The 21,181-nt window shown below is 40.7% G+C and carries 20 protein-coding genes; 10 read left to right on the top strand and 10 right to left on the bottom strand.

What is annotated here, in order from left to right; all coding sequences use genetic code 11:
* Positions 1-49: 49 nt before the first annotated feature.
* Positions 50-340, top strand: a complete 291-nt coding sequence (locus I6F49_RS04130) for an HU family DNA-binding protein (RefSeq protein ID WP_157823336.1) — start codon at positions 50-52, stop codon at positions 338-340.
* Between the two features lie 171 nt (positions 341-511).
* Positions 512-2,413 (top strand): SurA N-terminal domain-containing protein, encoded by a 1,902-nt coding sequence (locus tag I6F49_RS04125; protein ID WP_197178599.1) that lies wholly within the window; start codon positions 512-514, stop codon positions 2,411-2,413.
* Positions 2,414-2,480: 67 nt separating this feature from the next.
* On the opposite strand, the gene I6F49_RS04120 is transcribed toward I6F49_RS04125, so the two are convergent.
* The 7 genes from I6F49_RS04120 to pspF all read right to left on the bottom strand — a co-directional run bounded on the left by I6F49_RS04120 (position 2,481) and on the right by pspF (position 9,411).
* Positions 2,481-2,966 carry a VOC family protein gene (locus I6F49_RS04120; RefSeq protein ID WP_197178597.1) on the bottom strand — a complete coding sequence of 162 codons (486 nt, stop codon included), beginning with the start codon at positions 2,964-2,966 and terminating at the stop codon, positions 2,481-2,483.
* Positions 2,967-3,055: 89 nt separating this feature from the next.
* Positions 3,056-3,817, bottom strand: coding sequence for an ATP-binding cassette domain-containing protein (locus I6F49_RS04115; protein ID WP_197160130.1), 762 nt, complete (start codon positions 3,815-3,817; stop codon positions 3,056-3,058).
* Complete coding sequence (locus I6F49_RS04110) at positions 3,817-4,809, bottom strand: peptide ABC transporter ATP-binding protein (protein WP_166421609.1); 993 nt, start codon at positions 4,807-4,809, stop codon at positions 3,817-3,819. The genes I6F49_RS04115 and I6F49_RS04110 overlap by 1 nt, the downstream gene beginning before the upstream one ends.
* The gene (locus I6F49_RS04105; RefSeq protein ID WP_166421610.1) at positions 4,810-5,703 is read right to left on the bottom strand and encodes an ABC transporter permease subunit; all 894 of its coding nucleotides are present in this window, start codon (positions 5,701-5,703) and stop codon (positions 4,810-4,812) included.
* Entirely contained in the window at positions 5,690-6,724 is a 1,035-nt protein-coding gene (locus I6F49_RS04100) for an ABC transporter permease (protein WP_197178595.1), read from the bottom strand. Before I6F49_RS04100 ends, I6F49_RS04105 begins: the two co-directional genes overlap by 14 nt.
* On the bottom strand, positions 6,724-8,331 hold the full coding sequence (locus I6F49_RS04095; RefSeq protein ID WP_197178593.1) for an ABC transporter substrate-binding protein: 1,608 nt from the start codon (positions 8,329-8,331) through the stop codon (positions 6,724-6,726). Before I6F49_RS04095 ends, I6F49_RS04100 begins: the two co-directional genes overlap by 1 nt.
* A 15-nt stretch (positions 8,332-8,346) precedes the next feature.
* Positions 8,347-9,411 (bottom strand): phage shock protein operon transcriptional activator, encoded by a 1,065-nt coding sequence (gene pspF, locus I6F49_RS04090; RefSeq protein WP_166421613.1) that lies wholly within the window; start codon positions 9,409-9,411, stop codon positions 8,347-8,349.
* A gap of 186 nt (positions 9,412-9,597) precedes the next feature.
* On the opposite strand from pspF, the gene pspA reads away from it, so the two are divergent.
* The 8 genes from pspA (at position 9,598) to I6F49_RS04050 (ending at position 16,206) form a co-directional block, all read left to right on the top strand.
* Positions 9,598-10,257: a phage shock protein PspA gene (gene pspA / locus I6F49_RS04085; RefSeq protein ID WP_197178591.1), complete on the top strand. Its 660-nt coding sequence runs from the start codon at positions 9,598-9,600 to the stop codon at positions 10,255-10,257.
* Between the two features lie 67 nt (positions 10,258-10,324).
* Entirely contained in the window at positions 10,325-10,558 is a 234-nt protein-coding gene (gene pspB, locus I6F49_RS04080; protein ID WP_024612319.1) for an envelope stress response membrane protein PspB, read from the top strand.
* Positions 10,555-10,956 (top strand): envelope stress response membrane protein PspC, encoded by a 402-nt coding sequence (gene pspC / locus I6F49_RS04075; RefSeq protein ID WP_197178589.1) that lies wholly within the window; start codon positions 10,555-10,557, stop codon positions 10,954-10,956. Before pspB ends, pspC begins: the two co-directional genes overlap by 4 nt.
* A gap of 63 nt (positions 10,957-11,019) precedes the next feature.
* A complete protein-coding gene (locus I6F49_RS04070; RefSeq protein WP_197119481.1) occupies positions 11,020-12,438 on the top strand; it encodes a YcjX family protein in 1,419 nt (472 codons plus the stop codon).
* Positions 12,435-13,460, top strand: coding sequence for a TIGR01620 family protein (locus tag I6F49_RS04065; protein WP_166421616.1), 1,026 nt, complete (start codon positions 12,435-12,437; stop codon positions 13,458-13,460). Before I6F49_RS04070 ends, I6F49_RS04065 begins: the two co-directional genes overlap by 4 nt.
* Positions 13,461-13,607: 147 nt before the next feature.
* Positions 13,608-14,789 (top strand): methionine gamma-lyase, encoded by a 1,182-nt coding sequence (gene megL / locus I6F49_RS04060; protein ID WP_197178587.1) that lies wholly within the window; start codon positions 13,608-13,610, stop codon positions 14,787-14,789.
* A 237-nt stretch (positions 14,790-15,026) separates the two neighbouring features.
* Complete coding sequence (phhA, locus tag I6F49_RS04055; protein WP_165740569.1) at positions 15,027-15,824, top strand: phenylalanine 4-monooxygenase; 798 nt, start codon at positions 15,027-15,029, stop codon at positions 15,822-15,824.
* Between the two features lie 37 nt (positions 15,825-15,861).
* Complete coding sequence (locus tag I6F49_RS04050; RefSeq protein ID WP_165742980.1) at positions 15,862-16,206, top strand: 4a-hydroxytetrahydrobiopterin dehydratase; 345 nt, start codon at positions 15,862-15,864, stop codon at positions 16,204-16,206.
* Positions 16,207-16,326: 120 nt separating this feature from the next.
* Here the strand turns inward: I6F49_RS04050 and I6F49_RS04045 are convergent, their stop codons facing one another.
* The 3 genes from I6F49_RS04045 to glnD form a co-directional block, all read right to left on the bottom strand.
* Positions 16,327-17,493: a hypothetical protein gene (locus I6F49_RS04045; RefSeq protein WP_197178586.1), complete on the bottom strand. Its 1,167-nt coding sequence runs from the start codon at positions 17,491-17,493 to the stop codon at positions 16,327-16,329.
* A 228-nt stretch (positions 17,494-17,721) separates the two neighbouring features.
* Positions 17,722-18,549, bottom strand: a complete 828-nt coding sequence (gene dapD / locus I6F49_RS04040) for a 2,3,4,5-tetrahydropyridine-2,6-dicarboxylate N-succinyltransferase (protein WP_165728528.1) — start codon at positions 18,547-18,549, stop codon at positions 17,722-17,724.
* Positions 18,550-18,558: 9 nt separating this feature from the next.
* A complete protein-coding gene (gene glnD, locus I6F49_RS04035) occupies positions 18,559-21,177 on the bottom strand; it encodes a [protein-PII] uridylyltransferase (RefSeq protein WP_197178584.1) in 2,619 nt (872 codons plus the stop codon).
* Between the last annotated feature and the right edge of the window lie 4 nt (positions 21,178-21,181).

Below are 21,181 nucleotides of genomic sequence, written 5' to 3'. Positions count from 1 at the left end.
TTCAAAACAGTGATGTTAGTTTAAAAAACCATCGCTCTTGATAATAACAATGAAAGAGGATGATATTGTGAATAAATCTCAATTAATCGATCAAATCGCAGCTGATGCTGACATTTCTAAAGCGGCTGCAGGTCGTGCACTAGATTCATTCATCGAATCTGTATCTGGCGCGCTAAAAGAAGGCGACTCAGTTGCACTTGTTGGTTTTGGTACTTTCTCAGTACGTGACCGTGCTGCACGTTCAGGCCGTAACCCGCAAACTGGTGAAACAATCCAAATTGCTGCTGCAACTATTCCAGCTTTTAAAGCCGGTAAAGCGCTTAAAGACGCAGTAAACTAATCACTGTTTTAAACACATTAGTTATGGCGAGTGTAAAGTTACTGATTCACCACAACAGATGAATTAAGTAACTTTACCGCCAGTTACTTCAAGTGAAAAAGCGTATCTGGTAAGATACGCTTTTTTTACATGTGACAAGGTAAAATACCTTGATCAAAAAGAGATAAACAAATGCTTGAGAAAATCAGAGAAGGTTCGCAAGGACCTGTAGCCAAAATAATTTTAGGCGCGGTGATTTTATCTTTTGCCTTAGCAGGGATTGGTAGTTACTTAGGTCAAACCACAGAACAACCCGTTGCTGAAGTAAATGGAATTAAAATTAGTCAAACCGATTTTAACCGTGCTTACCAAAATGAACGTAGCCGTTTAGAGCAACAATTTGGTGAATACTTTACACAAATTGCTGCTGATCCAAATTACATGGCGCAAATTCGCCAAGGTGTAGTTGACCGCTTAGTACAACAAGAATTGCAATCACAGCTAGCGGCTGATTTAGGCCTTCGCGTAAGTGACGAAAGTGTACGTAAAACAATTTTAGAACTACCGTACTTTCAAATTGGTGAAAAATTTAATAACGACCGTTACTTGCAAGTAATTCGTCAAATGAACTTTCAACCAGATGCTTTTCGTGAATACTTACGTAAAGATATGACACGCAGCCAAGTAGTATCCGCTGTTGCAGGTACAGACTTTGCACTAGAGAGCGAGCTTAAAAGCGCAATTGCTCTACAGCAGCAAACTCGTAGTATTGATTATGTAGTAGTAAACAAAGAGGCGCTTGCCGCGAACGTTGAAGTATCAGATCAAGAAGTGTCTGATTACTATGACCTAAACGCATCACAATTTTTGTCTCCAGAGCTTATTTCAGTAAGTTACATTGAGCTTAAAGCAGCAGATATTAATGTTGAATCGGTGACCGAGGATGACGTTAAAGCGTATTACGAGCAAAATAAAGCACAATACGTTGAGCCAGAAAAACGTCGCGTATCACATATCTTAATTGATAACAGTGAAGACGATGACGCAGCAAAAGAAAAAGCTAATGCACTTCATGCACAACTAGAGCAAGGTGCAGACTTTGCTGAGTTAGCAGAGTCATCATCTGACGATATCGTTAGTGGCGAAATGGGCGGCGATCTTGAATGGATAGAACGTGACGTAATGGACCCTGCATTTGAAGACGCGACTTTCGCACTTCAAAACAAAGGTGATATTTCTGAAGTTGTTGCTTCTGAGTTTGGTTATCACATAATTAAACTTACAGATATTCAACCACAACAAGTTAAAGCGTATGACGATGTTAAAGCTGACTTACGTGCTGAACTAGAACAAGCTGAAAAAGTAGATGCGTTTTACGAAAAGCAAACAGAAATGGGTGCACTTGCATTTGAAATTTCAGACCGCTTAGACGACGCTGCAGAAGTTGCTGAAGTAGAAGTTAAATCTACACCTCTTTTAGCACTTAATGCTCTACCAGAGCCGTTAAACAGTCCTGCAGTTGTAACAGCACTAACATCAGTTGATTTACTTGAAGATAAAGTAAACTCTGAAGTTATTGAACTGGGTGAAGAGCACGCAATTATTGTTCGTATTAACGAGCATAAACCTGCTGCGACTAAACCACTGGATGAAGTAAGCGAGCAAATTAAAGCGCGTTTAGTTAACGAAAAATCATCTGAGCTTGCTAAAGAAAAAGCGCGTAGCTTATTTGCAGAAGTACAAGCAGGTAAGAGCTTAAACGATGTCGCAAACGAGCAAAGTTTAACGGTTCGCCAAGAAGCGCAGTTAACGCGTCAAAGCTACACTGTTTCACCTGCTATTGTGACTCAAGCATTTAAGATGGCTCACCCAGCAGATTCTGCAGTAGTTGAGCTTGTTAATTTAAATAATGGTGATGCAGCAATTGTTGCGCTTAAGTCGGTAACAGATGCACAAGTTGCAGCTAACATTGACCCTCAAGCAAAACAAAGTATTACTATGGCGCAAGCTAATAAAAACTACATGGTATTTATTGAAGCGCTTAAAGCAAATGCTGAGCTTAATTTACCAACGGCTACACAAACTGTTGAATAATTAATTTAGTTCATAAAAAAAGGCGCTTTTTAAAGCGCCTTTTTTATTGTCTTGAATAAAGTGGGTATTAATTACCTCTGGCAATAAACTCAATCCGATTGCCGCTAGGCTCTCTAATCATCATATGTTGCGTTGGGCCTTTTCCTAAGTTCTCTGGTGCAAACTCTATAATAATATTATTTTGCATTTTTAAGTGTTCATGTAGCTCGCTTAACTTTTTGATACTTTCAACACTGAGTGCTAAATGATGTAACCCCACATTGTCTGCCCGATTAAACTCTACACGCTTGTCATCATTTTTAACGCGCCACAGTGTAATAGTTATTTTGTTATTAGATAAAAAATAAGCAGGATAGGTTGGGTCATTTCCCAGCACTTTAAAACCAAGTACATCTGTAAAAAATACTTTAGATGAATCTAAATTGGACACTGTTAAACCAAGGTGATCAACACCGCCAACCCAATTTTTAACGTTTTTTGATGTATCAGCAATGGCTGAGGCAGACAAAAGGAGTAAGGGGGAAAGGCTAAGCAATAACGTTTTTTTAAGCATGAGGTCTCTTGTTAATTAAATAAAGTTAACAACAAGACCCATCTAAATACGGTTACCTTACAAAAAAGGTATAAATTTATAAGCTGTTTTTAGCAGCTAAGTAATCGCTGCGTTACTTTTGATTGAGGGTTTTGAAAAACATCTTCAGTCGGGCCGTATTCAACTACTTCGCCTTTATCGAGTACAACCACATAATCACTGATATGACGCACTAGGCTTAAATGATGGGTGATCATGACGTACGTAAGGCCTGTATCGCGCTGCAGCTTAAGTAATAAATTCACTATTTGCGCACGTATAGACGGGTCTAAAGACGAAACGGCTTCATCGAGCACAATCACCTTAGGATCTAAAATTAATGCGCGAGAAAATGCTACACGTTGTAGTTGCCCCACACTAAACATATGCGGGTAGTAGTGTTTATGATCGATTAACAAACCCACCTTTGAGAGCGTTGCATCAATCTTCTCAGTTCGTTCGGCTTCATCAAGCTCAGTATTATATTGCAGGCAATCATCAAGCATTTCGCCAATGGTTAACCCCGGGTTGAGCGATGCAGCTGAATCTTGAAAAATCATACGAATATGGCGACATTGATTATCGCGTACGCCATTGTCTTCAATAATATTATTTTCGAGCAAAATTTGCCCGCTATCAGCAGTATCAGCTCCTGAAAGTAGTTTTGCTAACGTACTTTTACCTGCACCTGTTTCACCAATTATGGCTATACTTTCGCCTTTACCCACAGAAAATGAAATATTTTTAAGTACTTCAAACTTTTTACGTGAAAAAAGCCCAGCTCGCACATTAAATGTTTTTGATAGCGCTTGTACTTTAAGTAGCGGCTGCATTATTTCATATCCTTAATTAACGGAAAATGGCATGCATAACTATGACCATGATGCTTAGTAAGGGTGGGAGTTACCACGCAGGCTTTTTGCGCTTGCGGGCAGCGCGGCCCGAGGCGGCAGCCAATAGGCAAATGTTGCAGGGTAGGGATAGTTCCTTTAAGGGCATAAAAAGGTTCTTTATGCGCTAAACCTTGTTCGTAGTCTGGCAGGCTTTTTAGTAATGCTTGCGTATAAGGGTGGCGAGGCTGTTTAAATATTTCATGAGTTGGACCTGCTTCAACCATTTGCCCGCAATATAAAACATGAATACCATGTGACCAATGTGCAATCTCTTCAAGTTCATGAGAGATCATTAAAATAGACATGTTTTTAAGCTGGTTTAAGCTTTTTAATAACCTAAATACTTGTGCGCGCGTTGTACTTTCAAGCGCAGTAGTTGGCTCATCAGCTATTAATAACTTAGGCGTGCGAGCAATGGCCATTGCAATCATTACTTTTTGGCATACGCCTTCTGAGAGTTCATGGGGGTAACTGCTTAGTACCGCTTCGTGGTTTTTAATACCCACTTTATGAATAAGTGCTTTTACTCTGTCTTTTCTTTCGCGGTTGCGTTTTAAAAAGAAACCTTTAGTTGCTACCTCAGGGAGTGTTTCGGCAATTTGATCAAATATTTTAGCGGTTGGGTCAAGGCAGCGGCTTGGATCTTGATAGATCATCGCTATATCTTGGCTTACTATTTTACGGCGCTTTTCTGGGCTTAAACGCATTAAGTCTACGCCGCGCCAATGTATACGGTCGGCAGTAATATCCCAGCGTTCGTTCAATACACCAATAATCGCTTTTGCTATTAGGCTTTTTCCAGAGCCAGACTCGCCTACAAGCGCATGTACTTCGCCTTCTTTTAAGCTAAAACTCACTCTGTCTACGGCTCTAATTACAGTTTCAGAGGTACGTAGTTCAATTGTTAAGTTACGAACATCGAGTAATTGCATTTAATCAGCCTTACGTGCTTTAAGCACTTGTCGCAGGCCATCGCCTACTAAATTAGTAGATAACACGGCTAAAAATAACAGCACACCAGGTAGCGCTACAGTCCACGGCGCTAAATAAATAAGGCCTAGATTTTCGGCTAATATTGCGCCCCATTCGGTCGTCGGTGGCTGAGCCCCTAATTTTAAAAATCCCAGTGCTGAAATATCTAATATAGCGGTAGAAAGTGCCATCGTGAATATAACCACAATATGCTCATAAATATTAGGGAAAATACCGCGCGATATAATATGCCAATTAGATGCGCCATCGAGTTTAAACGCAGTAATGTAGTCTTTACTTAATTCATCAACAATCAGGTTACGCACTGAGTGAATAAACTGCGGCAGTAAGGCTAAAATAATGGCCCATACGGTATTCATTAAACCTGGGCCGAGTATTGCGATTATGATTATTGCCAATAACAAAGAAGGAATAGAAAGCGTTATATCAAGTAAATGATTTAAAAAGCTTGAACGCAGCCCTTTACTAATCCCTGCAAAAGTACCTACTAGTACACCAAAAATAGTGGTGATTAGGGCGGCTACAACAGAAAGGCCAAACGTATACGTAGCCCCATTCATTAAGCGCGAGAGTACATCACGACCTAAATCATCGGTACCTAAAAGAAAGCGTACATCGCCCATTTCTCGCCACGATGGTGGAATAAGTAGTGCATCACTGTGTTGTTGATTTACACCATACGGGGCTAAAAAAGGAGCGGTGGCGGCTAATAGTGCAAACGCTATAAATATCCATAAACCAACCAAAGCAGGGTGGTTATTTTTAAACTTTCGCCAAAGTCGCGCGAGTGGCGATTTATTCGACTCTTCAGAAAATAAATTAAACTTTGCCATGAGCCTGATTCCGCGAGAGTGGATCGAATAAAGTGTAAGTAAGTTCAGCTGTAATAGAAGCTAAAATAACAAATAAAGATACCGCCATTAATCCGCCTTGAATTGCAGGAAAGTCACGCTGATAAATACTATCGATTAGCCATCGGCCAATACCCGGCCACGAAAAAATAACTTCGGTAATCATCGCAAGCGTTATTAGCGTACTAAATTGCAAACCAATTTGCTTAATTACCGGCAGTAATGCATTACGCAGTGCATGGTGCACGATAAGTTGACGGCGGTTAAGGCCTTTTGCCCTAGCTGTTTTAATAAAGTTTTGATCCATTACTTTAAGCATCGACTCGCGAGTAAAGCGCACTAATACCGTGGTTGGATACATAGCCAGTACAATAGTCGGAAGTGTTAAGTGGCGCAGCGCATCAATAAAAGCCATGCCTTTATACGGAAAGCCAGCAAGTGCAATATCAATTAAAATAAACCCAGTATTTGCGGGTATTTCGTAAAGTAGTCCCATTCTGCCCGACATAGGAAACCAGCCAAGCTTTAATGAAAAAACCATAATTAACAATAATGCGAGCCAAAATACAGGCATCGAATACCCAACCATAGTGGTCGAGTTTATAAGCTTGTCGGGCCAACGTTTATGATAGCCAGAGCCTAAAATACCCGAAGGTACACCAACAACAACCGATACAATTAAAGCATAAATACTTAGCTCTAAAGTGGCCGGTAGCAAATCAACAATATGGCTAAAGACGCTGTTACCCGAGGCAAACGAAAACCCCCAATCACCCTGAAATATTCGCCCTAAAAAGGCAATGTATTGCATAAAGTAATTGCTGTTGTATAAATATTTGTCTTCAAGCTCACTATGCTGTGCAAAGTTACTGCTCGGTATGCCACTTAAATTACTGAGTGGATCACCAGGAAATAAATACGCTAGCGAAAACGTAAATACACTAAGCATTAGTATCATAAAAAGGAATAAACCAAGGCGGCGTAAAATATAATCTAAGATCATTATTTTTTCCTCGCATTGGCAAGCGAAATAGCGCCAAACGGGCCAAGTGTTATGCCTTCCACATCGGCGCTACTCGCTTGAAAGCGCAGGCCATGAGCAATAGGCAATAACGGCAGCTCTTTAATAATCAAACTTTGTGCATCGTCGTAGTATTTTTTACGTTTGTTTAAATCAGTGGTGTCGAGTGCTTGAGTAAGCAATAAATCAAATTGGGGATTACACCAGTTTGCTGGGTTTTTGCCACTAAAAGTAGCGGTACAACTGAGCAGTGGGCTAAAAAAGTTATCAGGATCGGGTGTATCTGCCGCCCAACCAAGTAACACGCTGTCGTGCCTGTGCTCGCCAATACGCTGAATAAACGTGTTCCACTCATATTCTACAATGCTTACATTAACGCCCACTTTGCGTAAATCACTTTGCATAAGCTCAGCCATTTTACGTGCGTTAGGGTTATAAATACGACTCACAGGCATAGCCCATATTGTCATATCAAAGCCATCAGGTAAGCCTGCTTCAATAAGTAACTTTTTAGCAAGTTCTGGATCAAACGTAGGAATATCTTCTTGTGGCTCAAATGCCCAAGAGGTTGGTGGCAAAATAGATTGTGCGCGAGTACCGTTACCGTAATAAACCGCCTGCATTATTTTATCTACATCTATTGCATGCGCAAGCGCTTGGCGTACGCGTAAATCGTCAAACGGGGCACGTTCTGTATTAAACGCCCAATAACCTATATTTAAGTTTGTTTCTTTTTCGATATTTATATCATCGCGTTGCGCTAAAATACTTAATTGCGCACTACTTGGATGAGCCGTTACATCGCACTCTTTAGTCAGCATTTTGGCTATGCGCGCAGTGCCATTGGGTGTTATGTCGTAAACCAATTGTTCAAGTGCTACATCGTGCTTCCAATAAAGTGGGTTACGGTAAAAGCGTACAAGGTGATCTCGACGATACTCTTTATAAATATACGGGCCTGTGCCAATCGGGTACTGATCAAATAAGTTTTTTTGATTGTTTTTCTTAAGTTTCATGGCGTATTCTTCTGAAAGCACCACAGCAAAGTCGGTAGCCATATTGGCTAAAAAGCTACTTTCAGGATTAAACAATTCAAAACGGACTTGATAGTCAGACACGCGGACAATTTTACGAATAAGTTGATCAATCCCCACACTTTGAAAATACGGGTAATTGGCATCGCCCACAAAGTGATATGGATTGTATACATCGAATAATCGGCTAAAGGTAAATATAACGTCGTCGGCGTTAAAATCCCGCGAGGGGGTAAAATAAGAAGTAGTATGAAACTTTACATCTTTACGCAGGGTAAAGGTAACCGATTTACCATCTTCACTAATTTTCCAGTCGGTTGCCAGCTCACTTTGAAACTCTGCAGTGACAGGGTCAATACTAATTAAGCGGTCGTATAATTGGTTAGCAATTATATCAATAGTTGAACCGGTGGTCGTGACTTGCGGATTAAACGACACAGGGTTGGCTTCAGCGCAGTAAACTAAGCCTTGGTTTTTTTCTTCTATGATTTCTTCTTTGCTATCAAGGCAACCAACTAAAGTGGTGGCAAGCAAAACAAGTAATAATTTATGCACCCGCATAACCTCTGACTATTGTTGATCCAACAAGTTGTATTTTTTAAGATAACCACGTAATTGATGATACGTTAAACCAAGTACTTCTGCAGTTTTCTTTTGATTAAATTGGCTATGTTCGAGCGCTTTATTAATCATGTTTATTTCAAAGTCGTTTGAACGCTCTTTTAAGCTACACGGAAATTGAATATCAAGGGTTATATCTGCGCTTGCTTGAGCAATCGGCTGCGCAACTACAATAGGCTCTGCATTAACTGTTTGAGCCGCTATAGGTGCTTTAATGCGCGCTTTTGGTCTAAATGGGCTATCGAATGGGTCTAAAATAATCTGGTGAACGGGGATATGTTCACTACCGTGGCGATACAAACTTCGTTCAACCACATTTTTAAGTTCGCGAATATTACCAGGCCAATCATAACTAAGCAGTGTTTCTGTTGCGCTTCGGGTAAAACCGCTAAAGAGTTCCCATTCTAAATCGCGCGCCATATTCATCGCAAATTGTTCAGCAAGCAGCATAATATCGTCTTGGCGTTCGCGCAGTGGCGGCAGGGTAATTACATCAAAGGCGAGGCGATCGAGTAAGTCACTTCTAAATTCACCTTGCTCAGCTAAATAAGGAAGATCTTCGTTTGTAGCACACACTAAGCGTGTATCTACTTTTACAGTTTGTTTGCCGCCAACACGCTCAAACTCACCGTATTCTATAACGCGCAGCAGTTTTTCTTGTACCATAGCGGAGGTGTTAGCTAGTTCATCTAAAAACAGTGTGCCGCTATTAGCGCGTTCAAAACGACCTTCGTGGCGTTTACTTGCCCCCGTAAAAGCACCGCTTTCGTGGCCAAATAACTCACTTTCGAGTAGGTTTTCGTTAAGCGCTGCACAGTTAAGCTTTACGTAGTTTTGATCCCAGCGTTTTGATAAAAAGTGTAAGCGTGCTGCTATTAGCTCTTTACCTGTGCCGCGTTCACCAATAATAAGTACCGGTTTATCTAAATTAGCCAGTTGCGATACCTGATCTAATACAGACAGAAAGCTATCTGATTGGCCGAGTAAATTATCCTGTTGGCGATATTGGCTCATATTTCCTAACTCTTGGTCATTTTTACTAACAGTTAGTGTATTTCATAAGTAGGGATAACTAAAGAAATTTGTATATTTAGTTTAACGTAATGAAAATAAAGTGTATTTTAACTTTTAAAAAGTTGGCAAGCATATTGATACTAGTTATAGCAGACTAACTAAGTTTTAATTACAGAGGTAAATGTTATGGGAATTTTTTCACGTTTTGCAGATATTGTTAATTCTAATATCAACGCCATTTTAGATAAAGCAGAAGACCCAGAAAAAATGGTTCGTCTGATTATTCAAGAAATGGAAGATACGCTTGTTGAAGTACGTTCTACTTCAGCTAAAACATTAGCTGAGAAAAAAGAAATCGTACGCCGCCTAGATACACTTAAAGCACAAGTAAGTGATTGGCAAGATAAAGCCGAGCTGGCTTTAAGTAAAGACCGCGACGATTTAGCGCGTTCAGCTCTACTTGAAAAGCAAAAATCGGCAGATGCAGTTACTTCAGTAACGAGTGAACTTGAACATGTAGAGTCTCATATCGAGAAACTACAACAAGAAGTAACGACACTACAAGAAAAGCTAGCAGATGCGAAATCACGTCAAAAGGCAATTATACTTCGCCAACGTTCGGCTGAGTCGCGCCTTGAAGTGAAAAAGACACTTGATAGCTCAAAAGTAGAAGACGCACTTAATCGCTTTGAACGTTACGAAACTAAAATTGATGGACTAGAATCTCAAATTGAGTCTTACGATTTAGGTAAAAAAACGTTAGCGGACGAAATTGCTAATCTACAAAAAAATGAAAAGATAGATGATGAGCTAGCCGAACTTAAAAAGAAGCTAGCTGATAAATAACTTATAAAGGGGTACTTAAAGTACCCCACTGCTTAAAAACATCAAAACGGATTGTCAGGAGAGGATTATGTTTGATCCAGAGATACTAGTTGCACCATTTATCTTGTTTATGATTTTTGTTGCACCGCTGTGGTTAATTTTACACTACCGTAGCAAAAAACAAGTAAGCCAAGGTTTAAGTGAACACGAACATCGCCAGTTACTTGAGCTTGCACATAAAGCCGAAAAAATGGCCGACAGAGTCGAAACACTAGAAGCATTGCTTGATCAAGAGTCACCACAATGGAGACGCAAAGTATGAGTGCCAAACGCGAATTATTAAGAGACCCACAACGCGGTAAAATAGCCGGCGTATGTGCGGGATTAAGTGACTACTTTAATATGGAGTTATGGTTAGTTCGCATTATATTTGTTAGTGCGGTACTGCTAACGGGTGGCCCATTATTTGTGGTAGCGTATATTGCAGCCTGGTTTATTTTAGATAAAAAAGAGCCCGCGACAGCGCAAACTAACAGCTCAACTAAACATGACGATCCACTAGAAGTAAAATTTAAAGTATGGCAAAAGGGCGAGCCACCGCGCCGCGCATTGCAAGATTTAAAAGAGCGTTTAACGCGTGTAGATACTCGCCTTCAAGATATGGAGCGCCATGTTACTTCAAGTGAGTTTACGGTGAGCCGTGAAATTAACAAACTTTAAAGGATTTAATAGCACCTTATTTGCAGCGTGATAAATTACGGCAAATTAGGTGCAAGACACTTTATGAGCCAATCATTTGCAAAAAAGACCTTTAAAAGTATTAAAGGCAAAGCACAAAAAGCCCTTCATCGCAGTTTAGACCAACACGTAAAACTTGCCGTAACAGGCCTAAGTGGTAGTGGTAAAACAGCCTTTATTACCGCGCTTGTTAAACACTTAACAACCCAAGCGGACGATAAAAACTTACCTTTTTTTGATGTAATGCGCGAGCATCGCCATGTTGCCACTAAAGTTGTGCCGCAAGAGGCGTTAAAAGTCCCTACATTTAATTATACGCGCGCGCTAAGTTCATTATTACCCAGCGATGGGATGCCTACGTGGCCTGCATCAACCGAGCGTATTAATACACTACGCTTAGCAATAAAGTATCAGAGTAATGCAGGGCTGCGTGGGCACTTTTCGCCGCAATCAACGCTTTATTTAGATATTATTGACTACCCGGGTGAATGGCTTCTTGATTTACCTATGCTTGAACAAAGCTATTCTCAATGGTGCGAACAGCAATATCCGTTACTAACTCAGCCTTCGCGTGTAAATACATCAAGTGATTTTCTAGCTGCTGTTGAGCAACTTGATTTAAATGCGCCTGTAGATGAAAACGCACTTGCTCATATTGCTCAGCTTTATCAAAGCATGTTAGTAGGGCTTAAAAAAGATACCAAACTTGCCATGTTACAACCCGGGCGCATGCTTATGCCTGGCGACTTACAAGGCGCGCCATTGTTATTGTTTTTTCCGGTATCGGGTGAAATAAACAGTGACAATGTCGTTGCGGGGTCTAATTTAGCGCATTTAATTAAGCGTTTTAACGCCTATATAAAAGAAGTTGTAAAACCATTTTATAATGAGCATTTTAGGCACTTTGACCGCCAAATTGTACTTGTCGATGTACTTAGTGCGCTAAACGAAGGGCACGAAACACTACAAGAGCAAAGCAGTGTAATAAACCAATTACTCGCGCACTTTAACTATGGTGAGTCAGGCTTTTTTAAACGTTTATTTAAACCAAACATAGATAAAATATTATTTGCAGCTAATAAGTCAGACCACATAAGTGCAAAACACCATAAAGATTTAGCACTGCTGCTTGATTCGCTCGTGCATGAACAGAGTAATCATTTAAAGTTTGATGGTGTGCAAATAGAAACCATGGCTATGTCGTCAATTACAGCAACGCAGCCGCGCCAAATTACCGACAAAGGCCAAGCGCTTGATTGCATTTACGGTAAACCATTAAACGAGCCTGATTGGCTTACGTATTTACCGCCGCAGCCTCCCACGCGGATGCTAAATAAAAGTGAGTGGCCAGCACAGGGATTTGAGTTTTTATCGTTCTCTCCAATGCCGAGCCCCGATAAACAACTAAAACATATTCGATTAGATCATGTCATGCAGTACCTGCTAGGAGACAAATTAACATGAGTGAGTCAAACCAACCATTTCAAGCAGGGCGTCGTATAGATACGCAAAGCATTGAGCAAAACGAACCCGTTTTAGCACCTGCAAAAATTATTCAGCACGGACAAAGTGATTACGAAGAACTTGAAGATGAAGCATTAGAGCCCGAAATTGATCTTGAGCCTGTGTACAAAAAGTCAAAGTGGCAAACGCTTAAAGGTGTGTTTGCTATTAGTTTTATAGTACTGGTGCTTTTAGAGTTTGCGTACTCGTTAGTATTTGCTTTCGAGCAGTCAATTATTTTAGGCAGTGTTTATTTAACTGCGGTTGTAAGTGGTGTGCTGCTAATAGGGCGCTTATTGTGGCGAGAGTACCGAATGCTGCGCAGTTTAAAGCGTAACCAATTGCACCGAGTTGAAGCCGACAGGCTTTTAAACAGCGAGCAAGTAGGTGGTGCATTACCTTGGCTCGAAAAGCTAAATAAACACCAAGAGCTTGATAACTTTGAAACCTTTAAAAACCAAGTAGCGATGCATCACAGCGACAAAGAAATCATGACGCTGTACGCCAATAGTTTATTAATAACCCAAGACACCAAAGCTAAAAAGCTTATAAATCGTTTTGCGACTGAATCTGCACTGCTAGTTGCCCTAAGCCCACTTGCGCTGGTTGATATGATGGCTGTGCTTTGGCGCGGTACTAAACTGATTGAACAAATTGGTAAAATTTACGGCATTGGTTTTGGCTACGCAAGCCGTATAAAGCTATACCGCATGCTAATAAAACAAGTAATGTTTGTAGGCAGTGCAGAGCTTGTATCTGACCTTGCTGCAACTGCATTGAGTGCTGAGCTATTAGGTAAGCTTTCGGGACGGGCTGCGCAGGGCGTAAGCGCGGGTATTTTTACTGCACGTATTGGTTACAAAGCAATGGAGCTTAGCCGCCCATTACCACGGCTTGAGAACAAACGCAGCTTACTAAAAGGCACTGTGCAAAGCATCGCAGGTAAAATTATGAGCCGTAAAAAGGCGGAGTCAACGCAGTAAGGGTAGTGGCAATATTTGTGTACAAACATGAGCTGCACGGTTTTTACACAAATAGCCATCTGAGCATCCGGCATGCTTGCTGTTTGTAAGCGCATACGTTTTGATTGTTGAATCGCAAAAACATAATAATCAAAAAACGAGCCTACAATGAGCAAGCATCATATAAACACCCAATGTATTCACGGACCACAAAAAGCAAACGACCCGCACGGCGCACTTACTTCTCCTTTGTATCAAACCTCTACCTTTCATTTTGAAAACGCCGCACAAGGTGCTGCGCGTTTTGCAGGCGACGAACCTGGCTATATCTATACGCGCTTAGGAAACCCCACAACCACAGAGCTTGAACAAAAAGTTGCCCAACTAGAGAGCTGTGAAGCCGCAGCTGCAACCGCAACAGGTATGGGGGCAGTATCAGCCTCAGTACTGAGCTTTTTATCGCAGGGAGATCACCTTGTTGCCTCAAGTGCTTTGTATGGTTGTACCTTTGCGTTTTTCTCGCATATGTTGCCGCGCTGGGGAATCGAAGTCACGTTTGTTGATATGACCAACGAGGACGAACTACGCGCTGCCATTAAACCTAATTCAAAAATGATATTTGTAGAAACGCCAATTAACCCCACTATGGCGGTTATTGATTTGGCACTGATTGGCGCAGTTGCTAAAGAGCACAATTTAATTAGTGTGGTCGACAACACCTTTTTAACGCCGCTACTGCAATCGCCTAAAAAATACGGTATCGACATTATAATGCACAGTGCGACCAAGTACTTAAACGGCCATGGTGATGTAGTAGCGGGTATTGTATGTGGATCGCTTGAGCACATAACACACATTAAAATGACCGTACTAAAAGATATTGGTGCAACCATAAGCCCGCACGATGCATGGCTAATTAATCGAGGCCTAAAAACACTCGCTATTAGAATAGAGCGCCATTGTCAAAGCGCACAAATAATAGCTGAATATCTAGAAGCGCACCCACAAGTAAGTACCGTATATTACCCTGGGCTTAAATCGCATCCAGGTTATAAGTTTATTGGTAACCAAATGAAAGCCGCTGGTGGTGTTATTGCATTTGAAATAAAAGGTACGCTACAAGATGGCGCGCAATTTATTGATAGTATGAAACTTTGTACACTTGCTGTAAGCCTAGGCGACGCTGAAACACTGATTCAGCATCCTGCATCTATGACCCACTCGCCTTATACGCCAGAGGAGCGAGCTGCCGCTGGAATAAGTGATGGGCTGATCAGGCTCTCGGTTGGGCTTGAAGATGTTAACGACATTATTAGTGATTTAAACCAAGCTTTCACTCAAATTGGCTAGGTGTATTTAATTGTGTACGTGAAAAGTCAGGCTGCAGGCCTTTAATTTAAGGCCTGTATTTTTAATGTTCCACAGGTGTAATTATAAATTTACGATTGTAGTGATCGTGCCAAATACTGATGTTAGCCTATCTATTAAACTTTTCTTCACTTTTGCATAGTATGGGGTCATTCGATATTCAATAGATTTGAGTATCACACTGACACCGATTTAGGGCACACACCCAAGAAGGTACTTATGGCTAAAGCAAGTAAATACACATCCAAAACACCAGACGAAAATGGTGTTATACATTGGAGTGATGAAGAAAATAAAATTTGGTCTGAGCTTGTAGCACGCCAACTTGCGTGCATAGAAGGCAAAGCCTGCAATGAGTACATGCAAGGGTTAAAAAAGATTAACCTGCCGCACGATCGTATTCCTCAGTTAAGCGAACTAAACGAAGTATTGCTAGCCACTACTGGGTGGCAAGTTACGCCAGTACCTGCGCTTATCGACTTTGATGAGTTTTTTAGATTACTGGCAAACAAGCAGTTTCCGGTAGCTACATTTATTCGTAGCCGCGAAGAATTTGACTACCTACAAGAGCCAGATATTTTTCATGAAATATTTGGCCATTGCGCCATGCTAACTAATCCTGACTTTGCCGAGTTTACGCATAAGTACGGGCAATTAGGTTACGCAGCGCAGAAAAAGGACCGTGTATACCTTGCGCGTATATACTGGTTTACGGTTGAATTTGGTTTAATGCAAACCGAAGATGGCCTGCGTATTTACGGCGGCGGTATTTTATCAAGCCCAGGTGAAACCCAGTACGTATACTCAAACACCCCAGAAATCAGCCCAATGAATGTGCTTGATGTACTGCGTACGCCGTACCGTATTGATATTATGCAACCACAGTACTACACCATAAATTCGATTCATGATCTGTTTGATATATCGCAAATGGATATTATGACTTTGGTTGAGCGAGCTAAAGAGCTTGGCTTGCACGACCCAAAATTTCCACCAAAAGAAAAATTAGCCAGTTAAACATTAATGCTAAAAAAGCTAAAAGTAAGGATTTAGAATGTCTTCATTAAGTGCACAAAAATGCGAAGCCTGTCATGTAGATGCGCCAAAAGTATCTGACGAAGAGTTAGCGCAATTAATTACTAAAATCCCAGACTGGGTACCAGAAGTACGCGACAGCATTATGCAGCTTGAGCGTGTTTATAAATTTAAAAACTTTAAACAAGCTATTGCGTTTACTAACAAAGTAGGCGACATGGCAGAAGACGAAGGCCATCACCCAGGTTTATTAACCGAGTGGGGCAAAGTAACGGTTACATGGTGGAGCCATTCAATTAAAGGCCTACACAAAAACGACTTTATTTGCGCAGCTAAAACAGACGACGTATTTAACGCGCTGTAAACCACGCTAATTGAGCAAACCAACAAAAGCACTTATTTTTATAAGTGCTTTTTTATTGGTTGAATGGAAGTAATTAGTTGCCAGCTATCAGTGATGAGCAGCTCGGCGTTTATTTTTGCTTTATAGATTTTTTCGGTATTTACTAATTTCATTACTGTATTCGATTTCATATACATCTGTTGCTGAGTTTGGTGTTTCAGCAAAGAATGTCACTAATTCTAAAAATTCATTATTATTGTAATCGAGATTTTGATAATCAATTAACATACCATCTTCTGGAACTTCAGTAATCTTTATAGAGCCTGGGTACCTTACTCCATACTTTAATTTTTCATTACCTTCTTTTTTTATTATGCTTAAGAAAATCCCCTTTTCTTTATACGTTTGCGGTATGTAAATTACTTTCCCTGCCTGGTAAAGACAATCGTCTATAGTAATACCAATAAAAGGAGTGCCCATTATTTGGTTGAAATTTTCGACAAAATATTTGGGTTTTTCATTAGAGAATTTACTTGAAATCTCATTTTTTCTATTAATATTAAGTTCAAATTCTGTATCTTCTTTGTGTGCTCGCATTGACACTTCATGCCTTAGAGAGAGATATTTTTGTTTTAATTTATAATTCCTATCTAATAAAGTTTGGTATTTATCTTCTATTTTTTCAGCTTGCTCTTTATATTGTTGAAGTGTTTTGGTGAGTGTTAGGTGTTCTTCAGCTGAGCTGGAAAATTTCTCCGACATATCTTCGAACTGTTGGTTGCTATGTAATAAGTCGTCTTTAATTTTCTGGTTTTGCCCTGTTAGCTTGTTGATTTCATCAAGTTGCTGTTTTTCTGTAATTTTCAGTTTATCAATTTGACTTTGCTTTTTAGATGAGTCTTCTCGGTGCTCTAGAGTTTCCTTTATCGCACTTGTGGCTTTCTGGCTCTCATCCTGAAATTGTTTATCTAATTTTTCGTATTTCTCAATGGGAATAAATTTAGCAGGCTCTCGATTTGCTTTGAAAGAGTCATACTTTTTTTGCCAATACTCTCTGAAAAAATTAGGTATATGTACTGCAAGAGGATAGAAAATAGTAGCTAAAATTGTTAATACGATAGGGGAGTAAATGTAGAAGCCAAAGCCTAGTTCTTCATATGTGTTTAGTTTTATGCTGAATTTTAAAGGTTCAGCTAAAAACCACCAAATACTCTTCCAATTTAATAAGCAGAATGCCCAGACAAAAGTGAAAATGAGAGGCCTATCTTTAAAAAGATCAAAAAAACTACCTTGTTCTTGATTATGCATATTATTTTATCTATTTAAGTTTTTAATAATTTAACGTAATAATCTGGTTATGTAAAAGTTTAACGAATTAGAAACTGTGAATTATGTTTATTGCTTATCAGCTTATTATTAATAGCAAAAAAGCTCTAAACCAAAGGCTTAGAGCTTTTCTATATACAAGTAAAGTTCAGCTAAAACACCTAACTTCAACGTATCGTTGGGTTTCGTTTCACTCAACCTAACCTTCGATTACTCATCAATTGAGCGGAGTAGGGCGTTTATGCCTACTTTTTCGCGTGTTTGCTTGTCTACTTTTTTCACGATGATTGCAGCGTAAAGGCTGTGGGTGCCATCTTTTGACGGTAGTGCGCCTGGAACAACTACTGCGCCTGCTGGTACGCGGCCGTAGTGAATTTCGCCAGTTTCGCGGTCATAAATACGGGTGCTTTGGCTGATGTAAACGCCCATTGAAATTACAGCGCCTTCTTCAACGATTACGCCTTCAACAATTTCAGAACGTGCGCCAATAAAGCAGTTGTCTTCAATTATAGTTGGGTTAGCTTGTAGAGGCTCTAAAACGCCGCCTATGCCAACGCCACCTGATAAATGTACGTTCTTACCAATTTGTGCACACGAGCCTACAGTCGCCCATGTATCAACCATGGTGCCGTCGTCAACGTATGCGCCAATGTTTACGTACGATGGCATAAGTACAACGTTTTTACCTACAAAGCTGCCTTTACGTGCTACAGCGTTTGGTACTACGCGCATACCGCCTTGCTGAAACTGCTCTGGGGTGTAGTCGCTAAATTTAAGCGGTACTTTGTCGTAAAACTGGTTTACGCCATCGTTCATTGGTTGGTTGTCGCGAATACGAAACGACAGTAACACTGCTTTTTTAAGCCACTGGTGTACAACCCATTCACCTGATATTTTTTCGGCAACGCGTGCAGCGCCGCTATCAAGTAAATCAAGTGCGTCGATAATAGCGTGTTTTACGTCGCTTGATACTGTGCTTGGGCTGATGCTATCGCGGTTGTCCCATGCGTTTTCTATCATTGTTTTTAAATCTGACATGTGTGTCCTCTATTCTGTTTCGGCGTTGAATTTTTTACGTAATGCCTGATGAATTTTTGCTTGCTCTTCATCAGTCAGCGCTTGGTATTCGTTATTAGATACAACAAAGAAATCCTCGGCACGTTCACCTACTGTGGTAATACGGGCAGCGTGAATGTGTAGTAAATGCGCTTGGAAAACTTCGGCTATTTTGGTTAGTAAACCTTGAATATCGACGGCTTGAATTTCTATTAAGCTGCGATCTTTGCGTGCATGTGGGCGCAACACAATTTTAGGTTTAATATTAAAATCTTTAAAGCGTTGAGAGCGGCTCTTTTTAAAGCGAATTTTTTTACGCGGATCGCTCAATGCTTGCTCAAGCCCGCGTTTAATTGATTGCGCTCTACCACTGGCTATAGGGTCGCCGCTTACTTCTAGTATTACAAAGCTAAACAGGACATAACCGTCTTTTGTGGTCAGTACTTGCGCGTGTTGTATTTGCGCTTTTTTAGAGCCAATTACGCTCACTAATCTGGCAAATAGTGCGCCAGAGTAAGGGCTGTATACAAATACTTGCGTACCGCCATGCATTGCTTTGTTAGACACAATAACACTTGGTTGGCTTAAATCTGGGCTATTTAATAAATGCTCGGTTTGCCATGATATTTGCTGCTCACTAAAGGCGGTATAATAGTTGGCTTTAAAACGGCTCCAAATTAAATCAATTTTTTCCTCTTGATAACCTAAATTAAGAAGACGCTGTTTAGCTTGGTGCTTTTTGTCGCGAATTTGGTCGCGTTGATCCATTGGGTTTTCGAGCCCTAAGCGCAGTGCGCGTTGCGTGTGTAAGTATAGCTCACGCAGTAGGGTGTTTTTCCAATCGTTCCACAAGTTGTCGTTGGTTGCACGTATGTCGGCAACAGTTAAACAATATAAGTAGTCGAGTTGGCGCTCTGTTTTAATGCGTGTAGCAAAGTCTTTTATTACAGCAGGGTCGTTAATATCTTTACGCTGCGCGGTAACCGACATAAGTAAATGGTTACTTACAAGCCATGCTACTAGCTTAGCATCAGCCGATGAAAAGCCATGCAATTTAGCAAAAGCTATGGCATCAACAGCGCCAAGTTCTGAATGGTCGCCACCTCGGCCTTTAGCAATATCATGAAATATACCCGCTAAATAAAGTAGCTCTGGTTTATCCATTCGAGTAACTATTTCACTACAAATAGGAAACTCGCTAATGCCTGTTTTATCAAAGTATTCGTAAATATTTTTGATTAACTTATGGGTGTGCTCATCAACGGTATAAGCATGAAATAAATCAAACTGCATTTGCCCAAATATATTACGCCACTGTGGTAGGTAAGCGGCAAGCATGCCGTGCTTGTGCATCAGCGTAAATGCGCGTCCCATGCCATTAGGGTGTTTAACTAAGCGTAAAAATGCTTCACGGCAGGCTGCGTAATCTTGTAAGTCACCCAATAAACGACGGCGCACCTGGCGAATGGTACGAATAGTGCTTGGGTAAATATGCGTTATTGCTGGGTTATCGGCTATGTGTTCAAACAATACAAAGAGTTGGTCGCGTCTAAAAAATACCGACGGATCTTTTACGCGTATTTGATGGCCCACTTGTTCAAAATTTCTGTCGAGTTCTATCACCGTTTTTTCACTACTTTCGGGCATTATACTTTGTTCAAAGTATGAAAGTAGCATTTGGTTAAGCTCGCGCACGCGGCTCATTATTCTAAATAAGCGTTTCATCATACGCTCAACAGACGCTTTACCGTCGCTACCAAAACCTAAAATTTCAGCGGCTTGCGGTTGATGATCAAACAATAAGCGGTTTTCAGCTCGACCTGCAGCTAAATGCAGTGCAAAGCGAATATTCCATAGGTTTTCTAGGCACTCAGAAAGCTCTTGAAACTCTTCGTGAGTTAAGTATCCGTGGCTTATTAATTCTTGCAGGGTTTCGGTTCTAAAGTGCTTTTTTGCAACCCAAATAATCGTTTGTAAATCGCGCAGACCACCGGGGTTTTCTTTAATGTTTGGCTCAAGATTATACGCGGTGCCGTGGCACTTTCTGTGGCGTAAGTTTTGCTCTTGAACTTTAGCAGTAAAAAATTCACCTGAGCGCCATACTGGCGTTTCAATAATATGCATTTTGAGTTTTTCAAACTCAATGTGGTTACCAAAAATAAGGCGGCTTTCGAGCAAGCTGGTGGCAAAAGTAACGTCTTCACGTTTTTGCTCAATGGCTTGTTCTATCGTGCGCACGCTGTGGCCAATCTCTAAGTTGAGATCCCATAGCATGGTGACAAACTGGCCTATTTTTTCGCATATTTCTTCGCTTGGCGGTTTAGTTACAAGCAATAAAAAGTCGATGTCGGAGTAGGGATGTAGCTCGCCACGTCCGTATCCGCCTACAGCAATTAGCGCTAAATCAGGCTCATGCGCTAAGTCGTAAACATGAAACAGCTTTATGAGTAGGCGGTCAATAAACTCAGCCCGGGCATTAATTAAATTCCCAACCGGTTGTTTAGAAAACTCGTTATGTAGCCATTTATAAAAATAGCTAGAACAATCGCGATAATCACTAAGTTGCTCAGCATCGCTGAGCAACTTTTTTACTTTGTTGGGTAATGCCACGTGG

Source organism: Pseudoalteromonas sp. SWN166, from assembly GCF_015864485.1.
GTDB lineage: Bacteria > Pseudomonadota > Gammaproteobacteria > Enterobacterales > Alteromonadaceae > Pseudoalteromonas.
Note: the sequence above shows the minus strand (reverse complement) of the source record. Positions and strands in the feature narration are given on the sequence as shown.